The 17174-nt window shown below is 65.8% G+C and carries 15 protein-coding genes; 12 read left to right on the top strand and 3 right to left on the bottom strand.

Annotated features, from left to right (window positions below; all coding sequences use genetic code 11):
- Position 1: 1 nt before the first annotated feature.
- Positions 2–1324, bottom strand: a complete 1323-nt coding sequence (locus tag QCE62_RS06665; RefSeq protein ID WP_309915740.1) for a homoserine dehydrogenase — start codon at positions 1322–1324, stop codon at positions 2–4.
- 25 nt (positions 1325–1349) lie between these two features.
- Positions 1350–2588: a pyridoxal phosphate-dependent aminotransferase gene (locus QCE62_RS06660; RefSeq protein WP_309808201.1), complete on the bottom strand. Its 1239-nt coding sequence runs from the start codon at positions 2586–2588 to the stop codon at positions 1350–1352.
- A 562-nt stretch (positions 2589–3150) separates the two neighbouring features.
- Between QCE62_RS06660 and QCE62_RS06655 the strand changes: the two genes are divergently transcribed.
- The 12 genes from QCE62_RS06655 (at position 3151) to QCE62_RS06600 (ending at position 16102) form a co-directional block, all read left to right on the top strand.
- Positions 3151–3525, top strand: a complete 375-nt coding sequence (locus QCE62_RS06655; protein ID WP_309915738.1) for an Mth938-like domain-containing protein — start codon at positions 3151–3153, stop codon at positions 3523–3525.
- Positions 3526–3825: 300 nt separating this feature from the next.
- Entirely contained in the window at positions 3826–5499 is a 1674-nt protein-coding gene (locus tag QCE62_RS06650; protein ID WP_309915736.1) for a glycosyltransferase family 39 protein, read from the top strand.
- 96 nt (positions 5500–5595) lie between these two features.
- Positions 5596–5967 (top strand): SMR family transporter, encoded by a 372-nt coding sequence (locus QCE62_RS06645; RefSeq protein ID WP_309915735.1) that lies wholly within the window; start codon positions 5596–5598, stop codon positions 5965–5967.
- A gap of 72 nt (positions 5968–6039) precedes the next feature.
- Positions 6040–7191, top strand: coding sequence for a DegT/DnrJ/EryC1/StrS aminotransferase family protein (locus QCE62_RS06640; protein WP_309915732.1), 1152 nt, complete (start codon positions 6040–6042; stop codon positions 7189–7191).
- 67 nt (positions 7192–7258) lie between these two features.
- Positions 7259–8296, top strand: coding sequence for a glycosyltransferase (locus QCE62_RS06635; protein WP_309808196.1), 1038 nt, complete (start codon positions 7259–7261; stop codon positions 8294–8296).
- Positions 8293–9291, top strand: a complete 999-nt coding sequence (locus QCE62_RS06630) for a formyltransferase (protein ID WP_309915729.1) — start codon at positions 8293–8295, stop codon at positions 9289–9291. The genes QCE62_RS06635 and QCE62_RS06630 overlap by 4 nt, the downstream gene beginning before the upstream one ends.
- The gene (locus tag QCE62_RS06625; RefSeq protein WP_309915726.1) at positions 9288–10334 is read left to right on the top strand and encodes a bifunctional UDP-4-keto-pentose/UDP-xylose synthase; all 1047 of its coding nucleotides are present in this window, start codon (positions 9288–9290) and stop codon (positions 10332–10334) included. The genes QCE62_RS06630 and QCE62_RS06625 overlap by 4 nt, the downstream gene beginning before the upstream one ends.
- Positions 10335–10349: 15 nt before the next feature.
- The gene (locus QCE62_RS06620) at positions 10350–11246 is read left to right on the top strand and encodes a polysaccharide deacetylase family protein (RefSeq protein WP_309915724.1); all 897 of its coding nucleotides are present in this window, start codon (positions 10350–10352) and stop codon (positions 11244–11246) included.
- Between the two features lie 81 nt (positions 11247–11327).
- The gene (locus tag QCE62_RS06615) at positions 11328–11789 is read left to right on the top strand and encodes a peroxiredoxin (protein WP_309915722.1); all 462 of its coding nucleotides are present in this window, start codon (positions 11328–11330) and stop codon (positions 11787–11789) included.
- Positions 11790–12186: 397 nt separating this feature from the next.
- On the top strand, positions 12187–14040 hold the full coding sequence (locus QCE62_RS06610; RefSeq protein ID WP_309915719.1) for a PhoH family protein: 1854 nt from the start codon (positions 12187–12189) through the stop codon (positions 14038–14040).
- A gap of 206 nt (positions 14041–14246) precedes the next feature.
- Positions 14247–15236, top strand: coding sequence for an NlpC/P60 family protein (locus QCE62_RS06605; protein ID WP_309915717.1), 990 nt, complete (start codon positions 14247–14249; stop codon positions 15234–15236).
- Between the two features lie 59 nt (positions 15237–15295).
- Positions 15296–16102: an SDR family oxidoreductase gene (locus tag QCE62_RS06600; RefSeq protein WP_309808189.1), complete on the top strand. Its 807-nt coding sequence runs from the start codon at positions 15296–15298 to the stop codon at positions 16100–16102.
- A gap of 46 nt (positions 16103–16148) precedes the next feature.
- Here QCE62_RS06600 and QCE62_RS06595 read toward each other — a convergent pair whose 3' ends face one another.
- A complete protein-coding gene (locus QCE62_RS06595) occupies positions 16149–17159 on the bottom strand; it encodes an anion permease (protein ID WP_309915714.1) in 1011 nt (336 codons plus the stop codon).
- Positions 17160–17174: the final 15 nt, after the last annotated feature.

Here is a 17174-nt window from a genome sequence, read left to right as displayed (position 1 = left end):
ATCAGTTGAGCGCTTCCATGCGCAGCTTCGTCACCTTCGAGACCACCGTGGACAGCGCCTCGATCTCCGCGATCGCCGCGTTCACGTTCTTTTCCACCGTCTCGTGCGTGATGAGGATGATGTCGGTCTCGCCCTTGCCGGCGCCGTCCACTTCCTCCGATTCCTTCTGCAACAGCGCGTCGATGGAAATGCCCTTGTCCGCGAGGATGCGCGTGATGTTGGCGAGCACGCCGGTCACGTCGGCGACGCGCAGGCGCAGGTAGTAGCCGCTCGTCACGTCGTCGATCGGCAGGATGGGCGTGTTCGACAGGCTGTCCGGCTGGAACGCCAGGTGCGGCACGCGATGCTCCGGATCCGCCGTATGCAGGCGCGTCACGTCGACGAGATCCGCGACCACCGCCGACGCCGTCGGCTCCGCGCCCGCGCCCTTGCCGTAGTACAGCGTGGTGCCGACCGCGTCGCCATGCACGACGACCGCGTTCATCGCGCCCTCGACGTTCGCCAGCAGGCGCTTCGCCGGGATCAGCGTGGGATGCGTGCGCAGCTCGATGCCCTGCTCCGTGCGCCGCGCGATGCCCAGCAGCTTGATGCGGTAGCCGAGGTCTTCGGCATAGCGGATGTCGATGGCGGCAAGCTTGCTAATGCCTTCCACGTAGGCGCGCTCGAACTGCACCGGCACGCCGAACGCGATGGCGCTCATGATCGTGACCTTGTGCGCGGCGTCGACGCCTTCGATGTCGAAGGTCGGGTCCGCTTCCGCGTAGCCGAGTTCCTGCGCGGCCTTGAGCGCGGTGGCGAAGTCGAGCCCGCGATCGCGCATTTCGGAGAGGATGTAGTTCGTGGTGCCGTTGATGATGCCGGCGATGTACGCGATCCGGTTCGCCGTCAGGCCTTCGCGCAGCGCCTTGATGATCGGAATGCCGCCGGCCACCGCGGCTTCGAACGCGACCATGACGCCCTTGGCGCGCGCGGCTTCGAAGATTTCCGTGCCGTGCACCGCGAGCAGCGCCTTGTTGGCGGTGACCACGTGCTTGCCGTTGGCGATGGCGCGCAGCACGAGTTCGCGCGCGAAGCCCGTGCCGCCGATCATTTCGCAGACGATCGCGATGGACGGGTCGTCCACCACCGCGTTGAAGTCGTCCGTCACTGCGATGCCTTGCGCCGTGGCCGCTTCGGCCTTGGACGGCGTGCGCACGGCGATGCGCGAGATTTCGATGCCGCGGCCCGCCCGGCGTTTGATTTCTTCCTGGTTGCGGCGCAGCACCGTGAAGGTGCCGCTGCCGACCGTGCCGAAGCCCAAAAGTCCTACTTTGATCGGTTCCATGCAGCGTGTTTCTTTAAAAGGGAAATTAAGCGGAGTGGCGTTTGCGATAACCGTCGAGGAATCGTGCGATGCGATTCACGGAGTCGGCGAGGTCGTCGACATTCGGCAGGAAAACCACGCGGAAGTGATCCGGCGTCGGCCAGTTGAAGCCCGTGCCCTGCACCAGCAGCACGCGCTCCTCCAGCAGGAGATCCGTGATGAACTGCTGGTCGTCCTGGATCGGGTACATCTTCGGATCGAGGCGCGGAAACATGTAGAGCGCCGCCTGCGGTTTCACGCAGGTCACGCCCGGAATGGCGGTGAGCATGTCGTAGGCGAGCTCGCGCTGCTTGTAGAGGCGTCCGCCCGGCAGGATCAGGTCGTTGATGCTCTGGTAGCCGCCGAGCGCCGTCTGGATCGCGTACTGGCCCGGGACGTTCGGGCACAGGCGCATTGACGCCAGGATGCCCAGCCCTTCGAGATAGTCCTTCGCGCGGCGGCGGTTCTCTTCGATCAGCCCGGAAATGGCCATCCAGCCCGCGCGGTAGCCGCACGAGCGATAGCTCTTCGACAGGCTGTTGAAGGTCACCGTGATGACGTCTTCGGAGAGCGCGGCCATCGACGTGTGCGTGAGGCCGTCGTAGATGATCTTGTCGTAGACCTCGTCGGCGAAAATGATGAGGCCGTGCTCGCGCGCGATCGCAATCAGGTCCAGCAGCAGCTGGTCCGAGTACAGCGCGCCGGTGGGGTTGTTCGGGTTGATGACGACGAGCGCCTTGGTGTTCGGCGTGATCTTCGCGCGGATGTCGTCGAGGTCGGGCATCCAGCCGTTGCCTTCGTCGCACAGGTAGTGGCGCGGCGTGCCGGCCGAGAGACTCACGGCCGCCGTCCACAGCGGATAGTCGGGGGCGGGCAGCAGGACTTCGTCGCCGTCGTTGAGGAGCGCCTGCATGGCCATGACGATCAGCTCGGACGCGCCGTTGCCGATGTAGATGTCGTCCAGTCCCACCCCTTCCACGCCCTTCTGCTGCGTGTAATGCATGATCGCCTTGCGCGCGGCGAACACGCCTTTCGAATCCGAGTAACCCGACGAACCCGGCAGGTTGCGGATCATGTCCTGGATGATTTCATCGGGCGCCTCGAAACCGAACGGGGCCAGATTGCCGATATTGAGCTTGATGATGCGGTGGCCTTCTTCCTCGAGGCGCTTCGCGTGCTCGAGCACGGGTCCGCGAATGTCGTAGCAGACGTTTTGCAGCTTGTTGGATTTCAGAATCGGTTTCACGGCGGGCGCTCTGGTCTGGATGTGTGGACGGACGTTGTCTGGTTCGGTGCGGCTTGGGCGTCGTACTCGCCGGTTTTGCACACGGGTGTTACACGCGGTGTTGCACGCCAAAGGTTGCGCGATTCCGGCCCGGTCATCCGTGCGTCCAGCCTCGCGCGCGGACAGCGTGCGGACGAGCGTGGCAGACCGGGATGGGGAGCCTGGGCTTCGAAAGCGACTTCAACCTGGGCTGATGAGTTTCGGGCAAGCCGCCCGGGCGCCGGACGACATATTCTAGACGCAGCGCCGGGTAGGCTTGAGCGTTGCGGACCGGAGACTAAGCCGGAGGCGGCGATTGCGCGCGATGGCGGCTTGTGGCGGCAGCGAGCGCAACGGGCGGCGCGAGCGGGCCCGGCAGCCGGAAAGTTATAATTTACTGATTATGGCTCCGTTGCGCAATGCACCAAAGTCGCGCCGCCGCGCCCTGCGGGCGGGCGCGAGTGACCTGGCCGGCGCGTCCGCACGCCTGCACGTCGCGTAACACCTGCCGGGCCCTTCATCCCTTCCCTGCCGGATCACTGTTTTGAAACTTCACCAGGATTCCACCAGCGCACTCAATACCATCACGAGCTACGGAGACGGTTTCGTCGCGATCAACCTCGAACGGCACGAAGGCAGCGTGATCGTGATGCCCGAAACGCCGGTGACCGCATGGCCGGTTGCGTCGTTCGACGCGCTGGCCCCCGAGCACTTCCAGGCGCTGATCGACGCCGCGCCCGAGGTGGTCATCTTCGGCAGCGGCACGCGCCTGCGCTTTCCGCATCCGCGCCTCACGGCGAGCCTGGCGCAGCATCGCATCGGCGTCGAAACGATGGACTTCGGGGCAGCCTGCCGGACCTACAACATCCTCATGTCCGAAGGCCGGCGCGTGGCGGCGGCCTTGCTGATCGAGCGCTGATCGATCCGGAGGCAAACGCCAGAAGTGCGCTAAGGAACCGTTAAGGAACGGCTGGCAGACTCCGGCCGCGCGCCTGAATTCGGTGCAGGCTGCGGTGCAGGCGAGCACGCTCCAGCAGGGTGCGCCGTGGCGTACTGCTAAACTCCCGCCCGGCATTCATGGCAACGGACCGCAGGACGCCGGACCGTCGCGGCGGCAACGCAGACGCGCCCGGCGCCGCGAATACCCCGAACCGCCGGGCGTTGCCGCCCCTTTCGTTCCACTAGCGCCGCGCATCGCGGCATCGGACAGGTCGACTTCATGAACGATACGCCTTCGCGGCTACCGCTCACCCGTCTCGCGCTCATCCTCCTGGTCCTGGCGCTCGCGCTCGTCTGGTTCGGGCCGCTGGGCTATCGCCACCTGGTGCCGAGCGACGAAGGCCGCTACGCCGAAATGGCCCGCGAGATGTTCGTGACCGGCGACTGGATCACGCCGCGCTACAACGGCTACAAGTATTTCGAGAAACCGCCCCTGCAAACCTGGGCAAACGCGCTGAGCTTCGCGTGGTTCGGCATCGGCGAATGGCAAGCTCGGCTTTACACGGCGCTCACGGGCTTCGCCGGCGTGCTGCTGGTCGGCTATACCGGCACGCGCGTGTTCAACGCGATGACGGGCTTCGCCGCCGCCGTCGTGCTCGCGACCTGCCCCTACTGGAACCTGATGGGCCACTTCAACACGCTCGACATGGCCCTGTCGTTCTGGATGCAGGTCACGCTGTGCGCGCTGCTGCTGGCGCAGCGTCCTGGGCTGCCGGCGCGCGCCGTGCGCGGCTGGATGTGGCTGTGCTGGGCCGGCATGGCCGCGGCGGTGCTGTCGAAAGGCCTGGTCGGGCTGATCCTGCCGGGCGCCGTGCTGATCCTCTATTCGCTCGTCGCACGCGACTGGGCGCTGTGGAAGCGGCTCTATATCGGCAGCGGACTGATCGTGTTCCTGGTCATCACCGCGCCGTGGTTCGTGCTCGTGCAGATGAAGAATCCCGAATTCTTCAACTTCTTCTTCATCGTCCAGCAATTTCAGAGATATCTGACGCCCGAGCAGAATCGCCCGGGCGCGTTCTACTACTTCGTGCCCGTGCTGCTGGTCGGCTTCCTGCCGTGGCTGTCGGTGGCCGCGCAGAGCGTGTGGCACGGCATCCGCACGCCGCGCCAGCCGAACGGCTTCGCGCCCGTCACCATGCTGCTGATCTGGTCGGCGTTCATTTTCCTGTTCTTCAGCGCGTCGCACTCGAAGCTCATTTCCTACGTACTGCCCGTCGCGCCGGCGCTGGCGCTCGTGATCGGGCTCTATCTGCCGTCGCTGACGCCGCAGCGCTATCGCATGCATCTGATCGGCTATGCGGTGTTTCTGGTCGCGGCGGCGCTCGGGGCGATCTTCATCGGCCGGGCCGGCAGCGCCAACACGCCGAACGCGCTCTATCGCGTCTTCCAGCTGTGGGTGTGGGCCGGGCTTGCCGTGGCGTTCGTCGCGACGCTGGTCGCGCTGTGGCTGAACCGCCGCAGCGTCCTGGCGGGCGCCACCGGACTGGGGGCCGCGTGGCTGCTGCTGGGCACGATCGCCGGCTGCGGCCACGATGTCTTCGGCACGCAGAGTTCGGGCGTGCAGCTCGTGCCGGCCGTCAAGGCCGCGATGGCGAAACTGCCCGCCGACACGCCCTTCTATTCGATCGCCAAGCTCGATCACACGATGCCCTTCTACCTCGGCCACACGATGATCATGGTCGGCGAAGCGGACGAGTTGACCTTCGGCGTGCATGCCGAGCCGCAGAAATGGGTGCCGAGCATCGACGAGTGGGTCCGAATCTGGGATTCGGAGCACGCGGCGCTCGCGCTGATGCCGCCCTACCGTTACGACGAGCTTGAAAAACGTCACGTGCCCATGCAGGTGATCGCGCGCGACGAGCGTCGCGTGATCGTCGAGAAACCGCAGCCCTGAGCCTTCGAATGCCTTTCGGCCGCGCATTTGAAGCGCACGGCCGTGCGGCATTTGGCGGCGAACCGGGTATCCTTGACCCGCACCCGACCTTTCACGATGAACCTGATTTCCTTCATTTGCATCATCATCGGCGTATCGTTGAACGCATGCGCCCAGTTGCTGCTCAAAGCCGGCGTGAACGCGGTGGGCCATTTCGACTTCACGCCTGCCAATATCGTGCCGGTCGGGATGAAGATCGCCACGCAACTGCCCATCATCGGCGGGCTGAGCTGTTATGTGCTGAGCGTGGTCGTGTGGATCGTCGGGCTGTCGCGCGTGGACGTGTCGATCGCCTATCCGATGCTCTCGCTCGGCTACGTCGTCAACGCATTCGCGGCGTGGTACCTGTTCGGCGAAGTGCTGTCGATGCAGCGGCTCATCGGCATCGGCATCATCCTGGTCGGCGTGGTGGTGCTCGCGCGCGGCTGAAGCGCAGCCCGCCTCGCGTCCCGACCCGCGGCGGCCCTGTCCGGATCAATCATCAATTACAACGCATAGCCCATGACTCAAACCTCGCGGCCGTTCCTGCCTTTCGTGAAGCCCGACATCGACGAAGAAACCATCCAGGGCGTGGTCGACGTGCTGCGTTCGGGCTGGATCACCACCGGCCCGCAGAACCAGCAGTTCGAAGCGGAGCTGTCGGCGTATTGCGGCGGCCGGCCGGTGCGGGTGTTCAACTCCGGCACCTGCACGATGGAAATCGGCCTGCGCATCGCGGGCGTCGGCGCGGGCGACGAAGTCATCACCACGCCGATGACCTGGGTGTCCACGGCGAACGTGATCCTCGAAGTGGGCGCGACGCCGGTGTTCGTCGACATCGATCCGGTCACGCGCAATCTCGACCTGAACCTGCTCGAAGCCGCCATCACGCCGCGCACGAAAGCCATCATGCCGGTGTATCTGGCGGGGCTGCCGGTGGACATGGACCGGCTCTATGAGATTGCACGGGCGCACGGGCTGCGCGTGATCGAGGACGCGGCGCAGGCCTTCGGGTCGAGCTGGAACGGCAAGCGCATCGGCGCCATCGGCGACCTGGTTTCGTTCAGCTTCCACGCGAACAAGAACCTGACGTCGATCGAAGGCGGCGCGCTCGTGCTCAACAACGAGGACGAGGCGGAACTCGCGCGCAAGTACCGCCTGCAAGGCATCACGCGCACCGGTTTCGACGGCATGGACTGCGACGTGCTCGGCGGCAAGTACAACCTGACCGACGTCGCGGCGCGCGTCGGGCTGGGCCAGTTGCGCCAGATCGACCGCTTCACGGAAAAACGCCGCCAGCTGGCGCGCGCGTACTTCGACGCGTTCGAAGGCGGCGCAGCCGTGCGCCTCGGCACGGGCCTGCCGCCGCGCAACTTCAGCGACGCCAACTGGCACATGTTCCAGATCGCGCTGCCTCTGGAGCGGCTCACGCTCACGCGCGCCGAGTTCATGCAGGAGATGAAGGAACGCGGCGTCGGCACGGGCGTGCACTATCCGGCGCTGCATCTGTTCACGCTGTATCGCGCGCGCGGTTTCCACGAAGGCATGTTCCCGCATGCCGAGAAGCTCGGCGCGGCCACGCTCACGCTGCCGCTCTTCACGCTGATGGAGACCGCCGACGTGGATCATGTCGTGAAGTCCATCGATGCGATCTGCGAGCAGTTCGGACGATGAACACGCCTAGAGAAACGCTCAAGACATGCACCCGAATAACGGGCAACCCAGGGACAACCAGCGCAACATGAGTCATTTCGATTTTCCGGCGACTTCCCCCGAGCTTTCGGTGATCATCCCCGTCTACAACGAGGAAGCCGGCCTCGCCGCCCTGTTCCAGCGCCTGTATCCGGCGCTCGACGCGCTCGGCACGTCGTACGAGGTGATCTTCATCAACGACGGCAGCCGCGACAAGTCGGCGGCGCTGCTGGCGAAGCAGTTCCACGCGCGCCCCGACACCACGCGCGTCATTCTGCTGAACGGCAACTACGGCCAGCACATGGCGATCCTCGCGGGCTTCGAGCAGTCGCGCGGCGAGATCGTCGTCACGCTCGACGCCGACCTGCAGAACCCGCCCGAGGAAATCGGCAAGCTGGTCGCGAAGATGCACGAGGGTTATGACTACGTCGGCACGATCCGCCAGCAGCGCCAGGACAGCCTGTGGCGCAAGAAGGCGTCGCGCGCGATGAACCGGCTGCGCGAGCGCATCACCAAGATCCGCATGACGGACCAGGGCTGCATGCTGCGCGCCTACAGCCGCCATATCATCGACACGATCAACCGCTGCGGCGAAATCAATACCTTCATTCCGGCCCTCGCCTACACCTTCGCGCAGAACCCCATCGAAGTGGACGTGGCCCACGAGGAGCGCTTCGCGGGCGAATCCAAGTATTCGCTCTACAGCCTCATCCGCCTGAACTTCGACCTGGTCACCGGCTTCTCGGTGGTGCCGCTGCAATGGCTGTCGTTCATCGGCGTGATTCTTTCGGTGGGTTCCGCGGGCCTGTTCCTGCTGCTCCTGATCCGCCGCTTCATGTTCGGCGCGGAAGTCCAGGGTGTGTTCACCCTGTTCGCCATCACCTTCTTCATGCTCGGCGTGATCATCTTCGCGCTCGGGCTGCTGGGCGAATACATCGGCCGGATCTACCAGCAAGTGCGCGCGCGGCCCCGCTATCTGGTGCAGACCATCCTCGAAGAGCGCGACGGCCTGCCCACCGCCACCCGGCCGCTGCAGGACGCCGTGCAGCAGGTCGCCGTGGTCACGCGCGAGGAAGACGGCGCATGAAGCCGCGCGCAGTCGTCTTCGCCTATCACGACGTCGGCGTGCGTTGCCTGCAGGTGCTGCTCGCGCGCGGCGTGGAGGTCGCGCTGGTGGTCACGCACGAGGACAGCGGGAGCGAGAACATCTGGTTCGAGAGCGTCGCGCGGGTCGCGGCGGAGCATGGCATCGCCACCCTCACCCCGGCCGATCCGAAGTCGCCCGAGCTTCACGAGGCCGTCGAACGGCTTGCGCCCGACTTCATCTTCTCGTTCTACTACCGCCACATGCTGCCGGTGGCGCTGCTGTCGCTCGCGCGGCGCGGCGCGTACAACATGCACGGCTCGCTGCTGCCGAAGTACCGCGGCCGCGTGCCGACCAACTGGGCCGTGCTCAACGGCGAAACCGAGTCCGGCGCGACACTGCATGAAATGGCCGCAAAGCCCGACGCCGGCGCGATCCTCGCGCAGACGCCGGTGCCCATCCTGCCCGACGATACCGCCGCGCAGGTCTTCGACAAGACCGTGGTCGCCGCCGAGCAGACGCTCTGGCGCGTGCTGCCCGCGCTGCTGGCCGGAGACGCCCCACGCCTGCCGAACGATCTCGCCGCCGGCAGCTACTACGGCGGGCGCAAGCCGGAAGACGGACGCATCGACTGGACCCAGCCGGCCACGCGCGTCTACAACCTGGTTCGCGCCGTGGCGCCGCCTTATCCGGGCGCGTTCACGGATCTCGGCGCTGACCGCTTCATCGTCGCGCGGGCGCGGCTCGTGCCGGAAAGCGGCGCACCGGGCGTCACGCCGGAAAGGCTCGGTGAGCTGCGCGGTTTGCCCCCGGGCCTTGCCGTGACGGATAATGCGCTGTTCGGCGTGTGCGGCGATGGCCGCGTCATCGCCATCCACGAATTGCGCCATCGGCCGCTGTCCGCCGACGGTCAACCCGTGGGCGACGAGCGCGCCATCAGCCCTGCCGAATTCGCCACCGCGTTCGGCCGCTTCACTCAATCCTCTCGTCATTCATGAAAAAAGTTCTGATCCTGGGTGTCAACGGCTTCATCGGCCACCACCTGTCCAAGCGCATCCTCGAGACCACCGACTGGGAAGTCTTCGGGATGGACATGCAAACCGATCGTCTGGGCGACCTCGCGAATCACGAGCGGATGCACTTCTTCGAAGGCGACATCACGATCAACAAGGAATGGGTCGAGTATCACGTCAAGAAGTGCGACGTGATCCTGCCGCTGGTCGCCATCGCCACGCCCGCCACCTACGTGAAGCAGCCGCTGCGCGTGTTCGAACTCGACTTCGAGGCGAACCTGCCCATCGTGCGATCGGCCGTGAAGTACGGCAAGCACCTGGTGTTTCCGTCGACGTCCGAGGTGTACGGCATGTGCACCGACGAGCAGTTCGACCCGGAGAACTCGCAGCTCTCCTACGGCCCGATCAACAAGCCGCGCTGGATCTACGCGTGCTCCAAGCAGCTGATGGACCGCGTGATCTGGGGCTACGGCATGGAAGGCCTGAACTTCACGCTGTTCCGTCCGTTCAACTGGATCGGCCCGGGCCTCGACTCCATCTACACGCCGAAGGAAGGGTCGTCGCGCGTGGTGACGCAGTTCCTCGGCCATATCGTGCGCGGCGAGAACATCAGCCTCGTCGACGGCGGCGCGCAGAAGCGCGCGTTCACCGACATCGACGACGGCATCGGCGCGCTGATGAAGATCATCGAGAACAAGGGCGGCGTGGCCAGCGGCAAGATCTATAACATCGGCAACCCGAAGAACAACTTCTCGGTGCGCGAGCTGGCGGGCAAGATGCTGGCGCTCGCCAACGAATATGCCGAGTACGCGGACACGGCGAAGAAAGTACAGCTCGTCGAGACCTCGTCGGGCGCGTACTACGGCGAGGGCTACCAGGACGTGCAGAACCGCGTGCCGAAGATCGACAACACGATGCAGGAACTCGGCTGGGCCCCGCAGGCCAGCATGGACGACGCGCTGCGCAAGATCTTCGAAGCGTATCGCGGGCACGTGGGCGAAGCCCGCAAGCTCGTCGAGCAGGCGTAAGCGCGAGGACGCCGCGTGGCACGCATTGTCCTCAAGATCGACGTCGATACCCTGCGCGGCACGCGCGAAGGCGTGCCCAATCTCGGGCGTCTGCTCGACCAGTACGCCGCGCGCGCCACTTTCCTGTTCAGCCTCGGTCCGGACCATACCGGCTGGGCCTTGCGCCGCGTGTTCCGGCCGGGCTTCCTGAAGAAGGTGTCGCGGACTTCGGTGGTGGAACACTACGGGCTCAAGACGCTGATGTACGGCGTGCTGCTGCCGGGACCGGACATCGGCCGCGAAGCCGTGTCGGAGATGCGCGCCATCCACGAAGCCGGCTTCGAATGCGGCATCCATACGTGGGACCACGTGTACTGGCAGGACAACGTGCGCGCGCGTGACCGCGACTGGACCGTGGCGCAGATGCAGCAGAGCCATGCGCGCTTCATCGAGATCTTCGGCGCGCCGCCCGTCACGCACGGCGCGGCCGGCTGGCAGATGAACGGCCACGCGTTCGAGCAGATCGACGCGTGGGGCATGCGCTACGCCTCCGACGGCCGCGGCCACACGCCCTACATTCCCGTGCTCGACGGCCGCACGCTGAACCACGTGCAGATGCCCACCACCCTGCCGACGCTCGACGAAGTGCTCGGCGTGGCGGGTGTCGACGAAAGCAACGTCGCCGCGCATCTGCTGAAGCACACCGAGAACAACCCGCACGACCAGGTGTTCACGCTGCACGCGGAGCTCGAAGGCCAGAAGCTCGCGCCCGTGTTCGGGCAACTGCTGGCCGGCTGGCGCGCGCAGGGACACGTCTTCGCCACGATGGGCGATTATCATGCGGCGCTGGACCGCGCGACGCTGCCCACGTACCCTGTCACGTGGGGCGAGATTCCGGGCCGCGCGGGCGAACTGATCGTCCAGCCGGGCTGAATCCGGGCCTGAGTCTCGTTCGGGCAGCGCGCGTGCGGATCGTCTCCCTCACCAACAACCCACAACAACGGAGAAGCCTTCGTGTCAGTCGCTGTCGACCAGCCCGTTCCCGATTTCACCGCACCCGCAACTGGTGGCGAGTTCACCCTCTCCTCCCTGCGCGGCAAGAAGGTCGTGCTGTTTTTCTATCCGAAGGACAACACGCCGGGTTGCACGACCGAAAGCCTGCAGTTCCGCGACCACTACGAGCTGTTCCGGAAGGCCGGCGCGGAAGTGGTCGGCATCTCGCGCGACAGCGTGAAGTCGCACGACAACTTCAAGGCCAAGCTGGAACTGCCCTACACGCTGGTGTCGGACAGCGACGAAGCCATCTGCGCACAGTTCGATGTCGTCAAGATGAAGAAGATGTACGGCAAGGAAGTGCGCGGCATCGAGCGCTCGACCTTCCTGATCGACGCCCAGGGCGTGTTGCGGCAGGAGTTCCGCGGCGTGCGCGTGCCTGGGCACGTCGAGGCCATCGTGGAGGCTGTACAAGCCATTTGAGGCACGATATATTGGTTCGCAATGAGCGCCTGTCCCTTCACTTTCCTCCTTCCCGGCACGAGCCGTCGTGCGCCCTGCGGCGCGGTCGGCATGGATCCGGGTTATCCGGGCGGTGAGGCAGCGGGTCGGCGCAGGCGCTCTGAAAGAGAAGTCAGCCGCTGGTTCCGGTAGTCGGAACGGCGGCTTTTTTATTGGGCATCGCGCGGAGCCACGCACCGCGCAATGATCCACTGACGCAATCCCGAGGAGCAGATCGACACCTAGGCGAACCGGCGTTTTCGACATTGAAGCGCGCCGCCGGGCGCAAACTGCGGCACGCGTCTCGCTGCGAGGGCGGACGAGCAGGATGCGACAGGCGGCGCACGATACACGACCCGATTCCTTTCGAGGGAACACCATGCCTTTGCCTACCGCCCCGGCCAAGCTCGGCCATCTCCTTCCGTCCGACGAGTACAAGGCCAAAGCCCGGCCTTCGAAATCGTCGAAGAAGCCCGCTGCGGCGAGCGACGACGAAGTCCATGGCGGCGCCGCCACGGCCACCGCCGAACGTCCCGCGAACGCGGCGCACACGCTGCGCGCCATCGCCAGCGAAGTGCTGACCCAGGTTCCCGCCGAAGCGCAGGTGGATGCGGCCGTGCCGCCGCCCGCGCCCGGCACCATTCCCACACGCGGCCGCAAATCGCGGCAGACCGCGGCGCTGTTGCAGCCGGCGCCCGCCGTCCGCTCGAAGCAGGACGAAACCGAAGTACGCTCCGAACGCGTCGAGCAGGCCGATGCGCCTGTCGCGGTTGCCCCGTCGAACGCGAAGGACACGCGCGCGTCCGGCAAACGCCGCAAGGGCGCCGCCGCCGAAGCCGAATTGCGCAAGCTGTTCGTGCTCGACACCAACGTGCTGATGCACGATCCGAGCTCGCTGTTCCGCTTCGAGGAACACGACGTCTATCTGCCGATGATGACGCTCGAAGAACTCGACAACCACAAGAAGGGCATGTCCGAAGTGGCGCGCAATGCGCGTCAGGTGAGCCGCACGCTGGACGCGCTCGTCGCTCATGCAGGCAAGATGACGGAAGGCATTCCGCTCGCCGCGCAGGGCAACCGCGACGCGCTCGGCCGCCTCTACTTCCAGACGACGCTCACCGACATCGAGCCGGTTGAGGGCCTGCCGGTCGGCAAGGCCGACAACCAGATCCTCGGCGTCGTGCGCGCATTGCAGAAGGAGCGCCCGGAAAGCCAGGTCGTGCTGGTGTCGAAAGACATCAACATGCGCATCAAGGCGCACGCGCTCGGGCTGCCCGCCGAAGACTACTTCAACGATCAGGTCCTGGAAGACAAGGACCTGCTCTACTCCGGCGTGCGCGCGCTGCCGCAGGACTTCTGGACGCGGCATGCCAAGGGCATGGAAAGCTGGCAGGACACCAAGACCGGCACCACGTATTACCGCGTGACCGGTCCGCTGTGTCCGTCGATGCTCGTCAACGAGTTCGTCTATCTCGAACCGCAGAACGGCGAGCCGTCGTTCCACGCCGTGGTGCGCGAACTCAACGGCAAGACGGCGCTGCTGCAGACGCTGCGTGACTACGGCCATCACAAGAACAATGTGTGGGGCATCACCGCGCGCAATCGCGAGCAGAACTTCGCCCTCAACCTGCTGATGAACCCCGAAGTCGACTTCGTCACGCTGCTCGGTCAGGCCGGTACCGGCAAGACGCTGATGGCGCTCGCCGCCGGCTTGGCACAGGTGCTCGACGACAAGCGCTACAACGAGATCATCGTGACGCGCGCGACCGTGCCGGTGGGCGAGGACATCGGCTTCCTGCCGGGCACCGAGGAAGAGAAGATGCAGCCGTGGATGGGCGCCTTCGACGACAACCTCGAAGTGCTCCAGAAGACCGACGACGCCGCCGGTGAATGGGGCCGCGCCGCGACGCAGGAGCTGATCCGCTCGCGTCTGAAGGTGAAGAGCATGAACTTCATGCGCGGCCGGACGTTCGTCGACAAGTACGTGATCATCGACGAAGCGCAGAACCTGACGCCCAAGCAGATGAAGACGCTCGTCACGCGTGCGGGCCCGGGCACGAAGATCGTGTGCCTCGGCAATATCGCGCAGATCGACACGCCTTATCTGACGGAAGGCAGTTCGGGGCTCACGTATGTCGTCGACCGCTTCAAGGGCTGGACGCACAGCGGGCACGTGACGCTGGCGCGCGGCGAACGCTCGCGACTCGCGGATTACGCGTCGGACATTCTGTAAGCGGCTTTACGGCTGCCATGCACGGCCCGGCGGAGCGATCCGCCGGGCCGTTTTTCATGGTGTTTCCGCTCATTCCGCCGTTCCGCACGGGCAACACTTACAGCCGAATCTTCATGTAAAACTTCAACAGCGCTTGCCGCACGCCCGTGCGACGGGCTAGTATCGGCACACTGCCCTTACTGGCGAGCCTGCGCTCGCCTTCTGCAATGCGTCGAATCTGGTTGCCGCTTCTCGTGTCCGTGCTGCTCGCCGCGTGTGGTTCCGCGCCGCAGCAGGCCACGCGCAAGCCCGCGTCCAGCACCGCCGCCACCCGCACCTTCAAGCCGCCGCCCGGCTTCCCGACGTTCGTCGATCACAGCATCGGACGCGAGGAAATCTCCATTCAGGCGATGTCGCTCGTTGGCGTGCCGTATCGCTGGGGCGGCAACACGCCCGATGCGGGCTTCGATTGCAGCGGCCTCGTGCGCTATGTGGTTGGGCGCGCGGCGTCCGTCGATCTGCCGCGCACCACTGGCGAGATGAGTTCGCGCGGCGAATCGGTCGAACCGGATGAAATCGCCGCCGGCGACCTCATCTTCTTCAACACGACCGGGCGGGCTCATTCGCACGTCGGCATCTATGTCGGCAAGCTGCGCTTCGTGAACGCGCCATCGACGGGCGGCACGGTGCGTCTCGATTACCTCACCAACCCGTACTGGGCCAAGCGTTTCGACGGCATACGCCGCGTCGCGGCGCCCAAGGCCGCACCGACGCCGTTCGATGGCCCGACTTACCTGGCATCGCCTGCACCTGCTGCACCCGCTGCGTCGCCTGCGGTTCAAGCCGCCGCGCCGGCTCCAGCGGCTCAGGCGGCTCAGGCAACTCCAGTGGCCCCGATAACCGCGAGCGCCGACGCCTTCGAACCGCCGCCTTCGTCGCTGAGGGCGGCGCAGCGGCAATCGCAAGCGGCCGGCGCGATCGCGCCCGCTGCCGCCACGGCCGCGATCAACGCCGCGCCGGATCCGATCCAGGCCGCCGCCGACGCCTTCGAGCCGCCGCCGCCCAGCTCGCGCGCCGCGCGGCAACAGGCCTACGACAACGCCTCGCCCGCCGATCCACCCGTGCGCGTGATGCGCGCTTCGACTGGCTCGCTTGCCGCGCCACGTCCCGCACCGAACGACGACCCCATCGCCCGCTTCGCCACCGGAACGAACTGACGCCCGCCGCGCGCGTCTGCTATCGTGTTCCGATCGACTTCACCACGGAGCGCAACACCATGGACTTGGGACTGGCGGGCAAGGTCGTGCTGATCACGGGCGGCAGCAAGGGTATCGGTTTCGCCTGCGCCAAGGCGTTCGCCGCGGAAGGCGCGAAAGTGGCCATCGTCTCGCGCGATGCCGCCAATCTCGCCCGCGCCCGCGAGCAGCTCGCGAGCAGCGGCTATCACGTGCATCTGGCGCGTGCCGACCTGCACGAGGCGCACAGCGCTGACGACGTCGTCGAGGAAGCGAGTGCGGCGCTCGGCCCGATCGACATCCTGATCAACAGCGCGGGCGCCGCAAAACGCTACGATCCCGACACGCTCGACGCCGCCGCGTATAAGGCCGCGATGGACGCCAAGTACTTCTCCTACGTGTATCCGCAGCAAGTGGTGCTCAAGCGCATGGCCGAACGCCTGCGCGCCGATCCGCAGGCGGAACCGGGCGCCATCGTCAACATCATCGGGATGGGCGGGAAGATGGCCAGCGACATCCACATCGCGGGCGGCGCCGCCAATGCCGCGCTGATGCTCAATACCGTGGGGCTGGCGCATCACTATGCGAAGCTCGGCATCCGCATCAATGCGATCAATCCGGGCTCGACGCTCACCGAACGCGTCGAGGAAGCGCTCGATCTCGAAGCGAAGCGTCAAGGTGTGACGCGCGATCAGGTGCTCGCCGACAGTCAGGCCAAGGTGCCGTTCGGCCGCTATGCGAAGCCGGAGGAAATCGCCGACGTCGCGCTCTTCCTGGCGAGCCGCCGGGCGAGTTACGTATCGGGCGCGCTGATTCCGATGGACGGGGTGTCGTCGCCGATCATCTGAAGCGGCTCTGCCCCGCCGTCACGCGGGGTGGACGCGCTCATGACACTTACAGGAAGCGATGTCCGAGCCACCAGCCCGCTGCGGCAAGCAGAGCGGAGGCCGGAATGGTGAGAATCCACGCCCACACGATGTTGCCCGCGACGCCCCAGCGCACCGCGCTGAACTTCTGCGTCGCGCCCACGCCGACAATGGCGCCGGTGATCGTGTGCGTGGTGGACACCGGAATGCCGAGGAACGACGCGAGAAACAGCGTGATCGCCCCGCCCGTCTCCGCGCAGAAACCGCCGACCGGCTTGAGCTTGGTGATCTTCTGACCCATCGTCCGCACGATGCGCCAGCCGCCGAACAGCGTGCCCAAGCCCATCGAGAGATAGCACAGGCCGATGACCCAGATCGGCGGCGCATCGGCGGTGGCGGACGCGTAGCCGGTGGCGATCAGCAGCATCCAGATGATGCCGATGGTCTTCTGCGCATCATTGCCGCCGTGTCCCAGCGAGTACAAGCCCGCCGAAACCAGCTGCATGCGGCGGAAGCGCCGGTCGACCTTCGAGGGCGGCGTGCGGAAATACAGCCACGACACCAGCAGCATGAAGAACGAGCCGAGCACGAAGCCCAGCAGCGGCGAGATGAAGATGAACGCGACCGTCTTCAGCAGGCCGTCCCAGTTGAGCGAGCCCCAGCCTGACTTGGCGAGCGCCGCGCCGACCAGCCCGCCGATCAGCGCATGCGACGAACTCGACGGAATGCCGTAGATCCAGGTGACGATGTTCCAGCCGATCGCCCCGACCAGCGCGCCGAAGATCACGTAGTGATCGACGATCTCGGGGTCGATGGTGCCCTTCCCGACCGTGGCGGCGACCTTCAGATGAAAGATGAAATACGCGATGACGTTGAACGCCGCCGCGAAGGCGACCGCTTGCTGCGGCTTGAGCACGCCGGTCGAGACGACCGTGGCGATGGAATTGGCGGCGTCGTGGAAGCCGTTCATGAAGTCGAACGCGAGTGCGACCACGACGAGCAAGGCGACGGCCCAGATGGCGAGTTGAATCGAATGCATCAGTGAATGGTGTTG

This window comes from Caballeronia sp. LZ033 (genome assembly GCF_031451265.1).
GTDB lineage: Bacteria > Pseudomonadota > Gammaproteobacteria > Burkholderiales > Burkholderiaceae > Caballeronia.
The sequence above is the reverse complement of the archived record's forward strand: the minus strand, read 5'-3'. Positions and strand labels throughout refer to the sequence as shown.

Excerpts from the sequence above, each read along its gene's own strand:
- QCE62_RS06625 (WP_309915726.1), top strand. The coding sequence starts at position 9,288 with ATGAAAAAAGTTCTGATCCTGGGTGTCAACGGCTTCATCGGCCACCAC.
- QCE62_RS06630 (WP_309915729.1), top strand. The coding sequence starts at position 8,293 with ATGAAGCCGCGCGCAGTCGTCTTCGCCTATCACGACGTCGGCGTGCGT.
- QCE62_RS06600 (WP_309808189.1), top strand. The coding sequence starts at position 15,296 with ATGGACTTGGGACTGGCGGGCAAGGTCGTGCTGATCACGGGCGGCAGC.
- QCE62_RS06645 (WP_309915735.1), top strand. The coding sequence starts at position 5,596 with ATGAACCTGATTTCCTTCATTTGCATCATCATCGGCGTATCGTTGAAC.
- QCE62_RS06605 (WP_309915717.1), top strand. The coding sequence starts at position 14,247 with ATGCGTCGAATCTGGTTGCCGCTTCTCGTGTCCGTGCTGCTCGCCGCG.
- QCE62_RS06610 (WP_309915719.1), top strand. The coding sequence starts at position 12,187 with ATGCCTTTGCCTACCGCCCCGGCCAAGCTCGGCCATCTCCTTCCGTCC.
- QCE62_RS06665 (WP_309915740.1), bottom strand. The coding sequence starts at position 1,324 with ATGGAACCGATCAAAGTAGGACTTTTGGGCTTCGGCACGGTCGGCAGC.
- QCE62_RS06640 (WP_309915732.1), top strand. The coding sequence starts at position 6,040 with ATGACTCAAACCTCGCGGCCGTTCCTGCCTTTCGTGAAGCCCGACATC.
- QCE62_RS06650 (WP_309915736.1), top strand. The coding sequence starts at position 3,826 with ATGAACGATACGCCTTCGCGGCTACCGCTCACCCGTCTCGCGCTCATC.
- QCE62_RS06635 (WP_309808196.1), top strand. The coding sequence starts at position 7,259 with ATGAGTCATTTCGATTTTCCGGCGACTTCCCCCGAGCTTTCGGTGATC.
- QCE62_RS06595 (WP_309915714.1), bottom strand. The coding sequence starts at position 17,159 with ATGCATTCGATTCAACTCGCCATCTGGGCCGTCGCCTTGCTCGTCGTG.